The 8,992-nt window shown below is 67.6% G+C and carries 7 protein-coding genes; 1 reads left to right on the top strand and 6 read right to left on the bottom strand.

Annotated elements, in window-relative coordinates; translation table 11 throughout:
• Positions 1 to 1,848 precede the first annotated feature (1,848 nt).
• From ACGFNU_RS47305 to groL, 4 genes are all read right to left on the bottom strand, one after another.
• Complete coding sequence (locus ACGFNU_RS47305) at positions 1,849 to 2,205, bottom strand: hypothetical protein (protein ID WP_392603303.1); 357 nt, start codon at positions 2,203 to 2,205, stop codon at positions 1,849 to 1,851.
• A 47-nt stretch (positions 2,206 to 2,252) separates the two neighbouring features.
• Entirely contained in the window at positions 2,253 to 2,843 is a 591-nt protein-coding gene (locus ACGFNU_RS47300; protein ID WP_392603302.1) for a phospholipid scramblase-related protein, read from the bottom strand.
• Between the two features lie 51 nt (positions 2,844 to 2,894).
• Positions 2,895 to 3,500, bottom strand: coding sequence for a phospholipid scramblase-related protein (locus ACGFNU_RS47295; protein WP_392603301.1), 606 nt, complete (start codon positions 3,498 to 3,500; stop codon positions 2,895 to 2,897).
• Between the two features lie 1,512 nt (positions 3,501 to 5,012).
• On the bottom strand, positions 5,013 to 6,638 hold the full coding sequence (groL, locus tag ACGFNU_RS47290; RefSeq protein ID WP_392603300.1) for a chaperonin GroEL: 1,626 nt from the start codon (positions 6,636 to 6,638) through the stop codon (positions 5,013 to 5,015).
• A 654-nt stretch (positions 6,639 to 7,292) separates the two neighbouring features.
• On the opposite strand from groL, the gene ACGFNU_RS47285 reads away from it, so the two are divergent.
• A complete protein-coding gene (locus ACGFNU_RS47285; protein WP_392603298.1) occupies positions 7,293 to 7,595 on the top strand; it encodes a hypothetical protein in 303 nt (100 codons plus the stop codon).
• Between the two features lie 276 nt (positions 7,596 to 7,871).
• On the opposite strand, the gene ACGFNU_RS47280 is transcribed toward ACGFNU_RS47285, so the two are convergent.
• Positions 7,872 to 8,072: a cold-shock protein gene (locus ACGFNU_RS47280; protein WP_392603297.1), complete on the bottom strand. Its 201-nt coding sequence runs from the start codon at positions 8,070 to 8,072 to the stop codon at positions 7,872 to 7,874.
• A 180-nt stretch (positions 8,073 to 8,252) separates the two neighbouring features.
• The gene (locus ACGFNU_RS47275) at positions 8,253 to 8,876 is read right to left on the bottom strand and encodes a hypothetical protein (RefSeq protein ID WP_392603296.1); all 624 of its coding nucleotides are present in this window, start codon (positions 8,874 to 8,876) and stop codon (positions 8,253 to 8,255) included.
• Positions 8,877 to 8,992 lie beyond the last annotated feature (116 nt).

The raw sequence follows: 8,992 nt of genomic DNA, 5'->3' as shown, positions 1-8,992 counted from the left end.
CACAGCCACGGGGCGGCCAGACATCAATCTGCCTGACCGATAAAGGCACTGGCTTTTAACACGCTGTTGAGTTCTCAAGAAACGGACACCCACCGTTGGGTTTCGCTTTCGCGTTTCCCGCTCGGTGGTGACTCATCTACTTTATCAGATCCGTTCGGCTTGTCAATTTGCCGTTCTTTTCTGATTCCGCCGTTCTGGTTCCACTTTCGCGGCCCCATTCCCGGCGGGTGTTGCTATTTCATCAGATCCGGCCGAGTTTGCAAAATCGGCCATTTCCGACCCACCGCGGAACGCGGGCACGGAAAACCGAGCCCGTTGATCCTTGGTGGTTTCCCCCGGGCCGGCCACCGCAATCGGCGTCCCGCTCCCCGTGGGGCGAAGAGAACAGTATGCCCACGCGGGCCGAACGTCAAACCAGTCGGCGCAAGAGGATCCGACGTGTTGCGGTCCCCAGCACCACGACGCTGCATCTGCACGGTGGACAGCCTGGTCAGGCGGGCCGAAGGTGTGACTTCTCTGCCCCTGTCCCCGTTCGGTAACGACGACGCGCCGCCCCCTATTCCCGCCGTCCATCGAGTCAGGCAGGCAATGGAGCGACGCGACAAGTCGCGCTTGGGGCACCCGACCAACGGCCAGAAGTAGCCCGTCCGAGCCCGCCACGTGAGGCGGCTCCGCGCAGGGTGCGGCCGCTGCCGCCCTAGCGTCGTCGCAGGATCGGGCAGCGGCCCTCCAGCAGCGATCAAGGCAGTATCCAGACGCACTGCTGTCGGTCATGCATGTCCGTGGCTGTGGCCGCACACCCATCCCCCTGATCCGGAAGCCGGATCAGCGCCCAGGTCATCAGCAGGCGTGTTCCCGCTTCCCTGCCGTGTGGCGTACTCAGGAACCTTGCTCTGGATGGCTCTCCGCCTCGCGCGCAACGCGAGCTGCTGTACGCGCCATCTGAGGTCGGCGATCGAGTCCCATCATCCCGACCGCTCCCGCCCTCCGCCCCCGTTCAAACCCCCGATTTCCGCCTCCCACTGCTCGCTTGCCGCGCCTCATGCCGGTGCGACTGGCCCTGGCGGTCGTCGTGCTGCTCCTCGACGCGTCCGCGCTGACCGCCTGGCGGACGACGAGCCACGACCGGAACCTCCAGCGCCTGCCAGACGGGTTCCCCTAGGTAGCGGACCTCACAGCCGATACCGGGCCCCTGGCAGACCTGGCTGCTCATCGGCTATGACCTGCGCGGCGGCGCGACCGAAGAGAGAAGGCAGCCGGGTCTCGCACGTTCGAACACCACCATGGTGCTGCACGTCCCGCCAAGCGGGCGCCGCGCGTCGACGGCTCTGTACCTCTCAATGGGCACGGCAGAGGAGCCCGCATCATCGCTGTGGAGGTCGTTGCCGGCCACGTCCGACCGCATCCTGCTCTTCGCCTCCCAGCGTTCGCTCCGCTCTCCGCCGAGCGGGATCTACGAACACGGCTCCTGGCGCAGCTCTGCAGGGGCCAGCCGTGGGCGCACACGTGAGCCGCACCGATCGATGACCGGTAGCAGCAGCACGTCGGCTGATGAAGTGCTCTCCTCCGCCGTCCACCTGTCGCCGTTCGTCCTCGCCCTTCCAGCCGTTCTCGCCTCCGCCGCCGTCGTTTCCGTCCGCCACGCGGGATGCACGACTTCCACGACCGGGGGCAGTAACCGCCATGGACCCACATGCACACTTGCTTGAAGTGCGCCCTCCGAAGATCTGGCGTCAGTTGGCCTGACCGTGGCGATGACGAATGCACGACCTGCGGGAAGCACGTTGACGCTGCCGGAACGTCCTGGACGCATGGCCTCGCCGGAGGCCAAAGTCGCCACGGGCGAGTTCAGGGCTTGGCGACGAGGCCGCCGATGAACAGCACTCCTTCGGCGAAGACCCAGATGAAGGCCGCGACGGTGAGGAGGGCGTCGAGACGGTCGTCGTTGCGGCGTACATGCGGAAGGGCCCATGCGGCGAGGGCGATCATTGCGGCCAGGCCGGCGGGAGCCACAGAGAAGCGGACCGCGATGTCGAAGTCGGCGCCGCACGCCGCGTCGTGCTCGTCGGCGTCGCCGCAGAAGGCCGCGTCGCCCCAGCCGCCGAGGGCCGAGAAGGCCCACAGGGTGGCCAGGACGGCGTTGGCGATCGTGGGAATGGCCGGTGAGATCCACCAGCCGTTCGAACGCCCGGGCATGGCCTGCACGAACGGAACGTACCTCGCGGTCGGGCGGCCCGGAAGCCCGTCGGTCGCTAAGTGATGTCCTTGGACTCGTGGAGGAGCAGATCCATGGCGATCGCGGTCACCACGGCCATCGTTCGCAGCGGTTCCGGCACGGGGTCGGTGATCTCGACCGCGTACCGGTCGGCGGTGGTCAGCAGGTGCGTGGCCACGCCCGCCCACTTCTTCTGGACGTGCGCCACCTGGTTGCCCTCGGTGTCCTTCACGGCGAAGTTACGTCTCGGCACGTCGCCCACGACCTCGCCGAAACGTTTGTCATCGGCGTCGCGCAACGAGTAGAGCCGGCCCACGCGTTCGGTACGGAAGGACCCGATGATCTCGCCGTCGGGGCGCCGGACGGCCGTGAGCATCCTGCCCATGGCCTTGTCCACGTGCAGGAGGGGCTCACCCTCGGGCGTGGCGAGTTCGATGGCGCGGGCGTCCATTTCGGACTTGCCCGGGAAGACCGCCTTGAGGGACTCGCCGCGCGACCGGATCTTGATCTCGGCGCCGAGGGCCAGGAGCGTGCCCTCGCCGTCCATCACCTTGTACTGCGTCTTGGAGAACGGACCCTTGCGGGGTTGCTCGACCCTGAGCACCGGGGAGTTGAAGAGATCGCTCACCCGGCGATCCTGCCAAGCTCCGGCGGTGCGCGGAAGTGCTTCCGGCGGCTGTCAGGCCAACGTTCCAAGATCCGGCAGGTCCTTGCCCTCGTACAACATGAGATCCAGTGCGATCGGCGCCGCCACGACCAGGACGCGCAACGGGTCCGGCAGCGGATGAAAGAACTGCACGGCATAACGATCCGCGGTGGTCAGGACCTCGGTCGCCGCGCCCTTCCACTTCTTGTCGACCTGAGCGACGTGCGCGCCCGCGCCGTCCAGCACCTTGAACTTCCGGGCGAGCTTGTTGCCCTCCAGCCTGCCGACGGGACGTTCGGCCGCGTCCAGCAGCGCATACCGCCACTTGAATCGGTCCACCCGAATCGACCCGATCAACGCGCCGTTCGGGGCGCTGACCCACGTCCCCAGCGTGGCCTTCGGCCGCTCGATCACCAGCAGCGGCGCACCGCCCCGCGCGTTCTCGACCTGGACCACGCGCCGGTCGTCACCGTTGCCGAACAACGTCCGCGTCGCCTGGCGGTGCAGCGGTACGGAACCTTCCGCCGCCTTGGCCAGGAGCGCGCCGTGACCGTCGGAGATCGTGTACTGCGACTTGGCCGAGGGGAGGCGGCGCGGCTGCTCGACCTTCAGGACCGGGGAGTTGAAGAGATCGTTCACGTGTCCTCATGCTCTGGGAGCCGGATCATCGATCAAGAGTGTGCCACCGTAGTCACCCGATCCGGCTACCTGGTCGCCGCCACCTAGCCGTGCAGCCCACCCAAGCCTGGAGCCGGGCCGGAACTCAGACGGAGCCTTGCCGGGCACGAAGCTTGAACCCTCGGCGCACAGTCGTACACCGACGGCCGCGCCCCATCCCTGCCCGTGAGCCGGCCACGCTGCCACAACCGATCAGCAGCACCTTGGACGTGAGGTCCACCCATGGTCTTCGTCCCGCTAGAGATCGGCCACGGGCATCTCACGATCGAGGGGGTCGAGGCGGGAGACCTGTGCTCACGCCAGCCCCCGCGGCTAAGCCCACAACATCCACGCACGCGTTCCGAGCGACACCGGGGACCACCACTCCTCCCCGGCGCCCCCACTGCGTTAACCGCCGAACTCCCTATGCCATCCGTACAACGCGATGAAACGCCCACGACCTTTGTCCCGCTCACGCATGCCCGCCCAAGCCGGTTCCCGTCCCCGCACGACGTCTGCGCTCCGGCCACACCCGTCCTGCCCACGGGTGGCCCACCCCGCACATGCGCCCAGCTCCACGCCCTTCCCGACCACGCGCGCCCGTTTAGGCGCGTCCCCTCCGCACACGCCCGGCCACACGCACACTCCACCTGTGCCTGCTCTGCCCACACGGCCATCCGCACGCCCTGCCCCACACGCTGGACTCCGAGGTCAGGAGCCGCCCAAGCTGGCCGACCGGCTGCGCGAGCTGGGCGCCCGCCCGTTCACGCCACTGACCAGAACGTGGGCAACCGCGTACGCGGCATCGAGCTGGAGCCGGTCGACGAGCACACCTGCGTCCTTCGCACGACCCCGAGTCACTGGAGCGGACCGCACGGCGCGTCTCGTTCCTGAAGACACCCCGTCCCACCCACATGCCCCCACCCTCCGGATACACCCGCGTCGCTCACACGCCCAACCGCACGTCCCGTCCACGCATGTCCCCTGCACGCGCGTCCCGTCTGCGCGCGCCTCGCCCCGGACCGTCCCGCCACGCGCCCGTCTGCGTGTCTCACCTCACACACGCCCTGCCCACGTGCCCGTCAGGCGCGCATGCCCGTCTATGCCCTGCCCCGATCTTCGCCCGCTTCAGCTACGCACGGCCATCCGTACTCGCGCTCGCGTCGGCCCCATTCACGCGCCCGTCCATGCGCGCCCCGTCCCGCAGACTCCCTGCCCCGCGCACGTGCCCGTCACGTGCGCGTGCTCGCCTATGCGCGTCTCGTCCCCACACTCCCCTGCCCCACGCATACTCCGTCTGCGGCCGCTTCACCCACGCGCGGCCATCCACACGGGCGTCCGCGTCCGCCCCATCCATGTGGCCCCGCCTTCGCGCGTTCCGCCTTCACCCCGTCCGCGTGCGCCCCTCGTCAGCCGTCGGGATATGGCAAAAGGGGCGGCTCCCGGTGGGAGCCGCCCCTTTCATGCGTACGGAGTCGTACGGCTAGGACCCGATCAGAAGTCCATGCCGCCGGCGCCGTCCGGCATGGCCGGAGCAGCGTTCTTCTCCGGCTTCTCAGCGATGACGGCCTCGGTGGTGAGGAACAGAGCCGCGATCGACGACGCGTTCTGCAGCGCCGAGCGGGTCACCTTGGCCGGGTCGAGGATGCCGGTCTCGAACATGTTGACGTACTCGCCGGTGGCGGCGTTCAGGCCCTCGCCCGGGGTCAGGCCACGCACCTTCTCCACCACGACGCCGCCCTCGAGGCCGGCGTTCACCGCGATCTGCTTGAGGGGCTCCTCCAGCGCACGCTTGACGATCGCGGCACCGGTGGCCTCGTCGCCTGTCAGCTCCAGCTTGTCGAACGCCGGGCCCGCAGCCTGCAGCAGCGCCACGCCACCGCCGGGGACGATGCCCTCTTCGACGGCCGCCTTCGCGTTGCGAACGGCGTCCTCGATGCGGTGCTTGCGCTCCTTCAGCTCGACCTCGGTCGCCGCGCCGGCCTTGATGACGGCGACGCCGCCGGCCAGCTTGGCGAGGCGCTCCTGGAGCTTCTCGCGGTCGTAGTCGGAGTCGGTGTTGTCGATCTCGGTGCGGATCTGGTTGACCCGGCCCGCGATCTCGTTGGCGTCACCGGCGCCGTCCACGATGGTGGTCTCGTCCTTGGAGACGACGACCTTCCGGGCGCGGCCCAGCATGTCGAGCGTGGTGCCCTCCAGCTTGAGGCCGACGTCCTCGCTGATGACCTGGCCGCCGGTCAGCGTGGCGATGTCGCCCAGCATGGCCTTGCGGCGGTCACCGAAGCCCGGGGCCTTGACGGCCACGGACTTGAAGATGCCACGGATCTTGTTGACGACGAGCGTGGCCAGGGCCTCGCCCTCGACGTCCTCAGCGATGATCAGCAGCGGCTTGCCGGACTGCATGACGCCCTCGAGCACGGGCAGCAGGTCCTTGTTGGCCGACGCCTTGCCCTGAACGATCAGGATGTACGGGTCCTCGAGGACCGCTTCCATCCGCTCGGGGTCGGTCACGAAGTAAGGCGAGATGTAGCCCTTGTCGAAGCGCATGCCCTCGGTGAGCTCGAGTTCGAGCCCGAAGGTGTTGCTCTCCTCGACGGTGATGACGCCTTCCTTGCCGACCTTGTCCATCGCCTCGGCGATCATCTCGCCGATCTGCGCGTCGCCGGCGGAGATGGAGGCCGTGGAAGCGATCTGCTCCTTGGTCTCCACGTCCTTGGCGAGCTTGGACAGCTCCTCGCTCACGCGCTCCACCGCGGCCTCGATGCCCCGCTTGAGGGACATCGGGTTGGCGCCGGCGGCCACGTTGCGCAGGCCCTCACGGACCAGCGCCTGAGCAAGGACGGTCGCCGTCGTCGTGCCGTCACCGGCGACGTCGTCGGTCTTCTTCGCGACCTCCTTGACCAGCTCGGCCCCGATCTTCTCCCACGGGTCCTCGAGCTCGATCTCCTTGGCGATCGACACACCGTCGTTGGTGATCGTGGGAGCGCCCCACTTCTTCTCCAGAACGACGTTGCGGCCCTTCGGCCCAAGGGTGACCTTTACGGCATCAGCGAGCTGGTTCATGCCGCGCTCAAGGCCGCGGCGGGCCTCCTCGTCGAACGCGATCATCTTTGCAGCCATAGGCTCCAGTCCTCCCGGAACAAGGTGGCTATGACGGATCGAGCCGACGCCCGCGACGGACGGCCCCACCTCGAACGGCTTCCATTCCGCCGCCGAGAACAAGGCCTCATCGCCCCGACCCAGACTGTGGGATTGTCACTCTCCACAGGTGAGTGCCAACCGTTTGTTTAGCACTCTACCCTGCCGAGTGCAAGCCTCGAACATCCCCACCAAGGTCAGGCCGATCTACCTGCCCGGAACCGGCCTCACCTGGGACAAAGACCACGAAATCCTGATAAGACCGGCCCTGCTGACCGCCGCTGTAAGCCACCGTAATCCGTCGTTCACGGAACGCTCGCGGAACAGACCCCTCCTGGCCAGGCGACCAAGTACCCACACCGCCACCAGCGCGCGTCGCCCTGGTGCGGCTGGTCACGGGGTCCGCCAAGTGCGGCTGGTCACTCCGGTGGGTGCGGCTGGTCACGGGGTCCGTGCTGCCGACCGGACGGCGGTCACGTCCAGCCATAAGTCTCCGGTCGACGAGCGAACTCGCCCCTCTGGGCGCCTTCGGCATTGGCAGAGCCGCCACCGCTCAGGCCAGCGGTGAAGCCGATCTGAAGCTGCCGAGGGCTTCACTGGTGCCGCTTGCAATCAGCACCCTGGGAGGGTCCACGCATGCGCACGTTCAAGACCATCGCCGTTACTGGAAGCCTGGCCGCGCTCACGCTCGGCGTCGCCGCCGTCCCCGCACAAGCCGTGACCGTGGCCAATGCCAGCAACCAGCAGATCGCACCGCGAACCTCGGCCGACTGCATCTACTACCTCAATCGCGCCGGTTTTCCCACCACCGTCGAGAGAGTCAGAGGATGCAATCTCGGCGGAGCCGGTTTTGTTGGTGCCTGCCGGAGCTGGCTTACGGCCAACGCGGGAGTAGACGCCTACAACGCCCGGAATGCGTGCGCCCTCGCAGACTCCTGACAGCACGCCCCAAGGCCGGGCACTACGCGAGGCCATGGCGGGACGGACGGCCCTGGTTGTGCAGGACGGGGTCGTCCGTTCGCAGGTCAGGGCTGTCTACTCGTCGTCTCACTCCGCCCCTGCCCTCTTCGTCGCACCGCCGACGGCCAGAACCAGTCTCAGCCTCGCCGCCGAGGTTCGCTTCCCATGGTTCGGAGGGTTAGGTCAATCTGGTCAGCGGGGAACAGAAAAGCGGCCATGCCGGACTTCGTATGGGCATGGCATCAAATGGCTGCGTCAGACGGCTCTCACGCCGTCCGCCTGCGGGCCTCTGTCGCTCTGCGTTATCTCGAACTCGACTCGCTGACCCTGTTCGAGGCTGCGGTAGCCGTCCATCTGGATCGCCGAGTAGTGCACGAACACATCCCGGCCGCCGTCGACCGCGATGAAGCCGTACCCCTTGTCGGCGTTGAACCACTTGACTGTGCCCTGAGCCATACCGAAACCCTGCCGCTCGTCCGTGACCCCCGGCCACGGTCAACGCTTGCGGGTCTCGCCCCTTCTACCGCGAGACCCGTCGACCAGCGCCCGGGTCTCCATGACCTCAAGGGCCGCGGCGGGGTCGACCCGGCGTGATCGGGGTCGACCATATAGGTGACCCGATGCCGGTGACAGCCCTTACGACCGAAGTCTTGACGGCCGGTAATGGTCACCATCGGAGGCCCGTACGAGAGGCAGCACTTCCTCCTCGAGACGCCGGGACAAACGGAGCCCGTAACGCGTCTCCAAACGGTCCCGCGCCCGCAGATATCGAGCCGCTGCCTCCTCGAGTGAACGGGGAATGACAGCGATGCCGAGTGGTTCCAGAAGGTGCCGGCTCATCTTGAGGAGTTCGCCTCGTACCCGATCGGCCATACCGTGGCGCCGCTTGCTGACCAGCCACAACGACCAGTCCCAGAAATGCGCGTCGACCGCGGCGAGAGTGTCGGGCCCGACCCGCCACGGCGGATTCCAGCTGCGCGGAACGTCCGGGAAGATCAGGTCCACCTTGGCCGGTCCGGCGAAGATGAGCAGATAGCTCTCGTAGTCGCCGAGCGGATCCCACTGCGCGGCGAGCGGCTCGTACGGGGAAACGAGTTTTGGCAGGTCCGAAGCGACCTGACCGAAATCCTCGGCGGCGACGTGGAAATCCCAGTCCGACAACTCGGTCGCACGGCCGCGCGCCCGGGATCCGACCAGCTCCACCTCGCGCACGCTGGGGTGAGCCAGCACGACACCCGCAATGTCCTCCGCGATCCCCATGCGGGCCTCTTACCCGAACTATCAGCACAAAAGCGCTCTCACAGGAACTGTGTACCGGCCCTCACCGGCAAGGATCGCCGCGGCGATCCCCGGGGCTCGTCTCGACGACCCACTGC

The organism is Spirillospora sp. NPDC048911, assembly GCF_043198015.1.
Lineage (GTDB): Bacteria > Actinomycetota > Actinomycetes > Streptosporangiales > Streptosporangiaceae > Spirillospora.
Note: the sequence above shows the minus strand (reverse complement) of the source record. Positions and strands in the feature narration are given on the sequence as shown.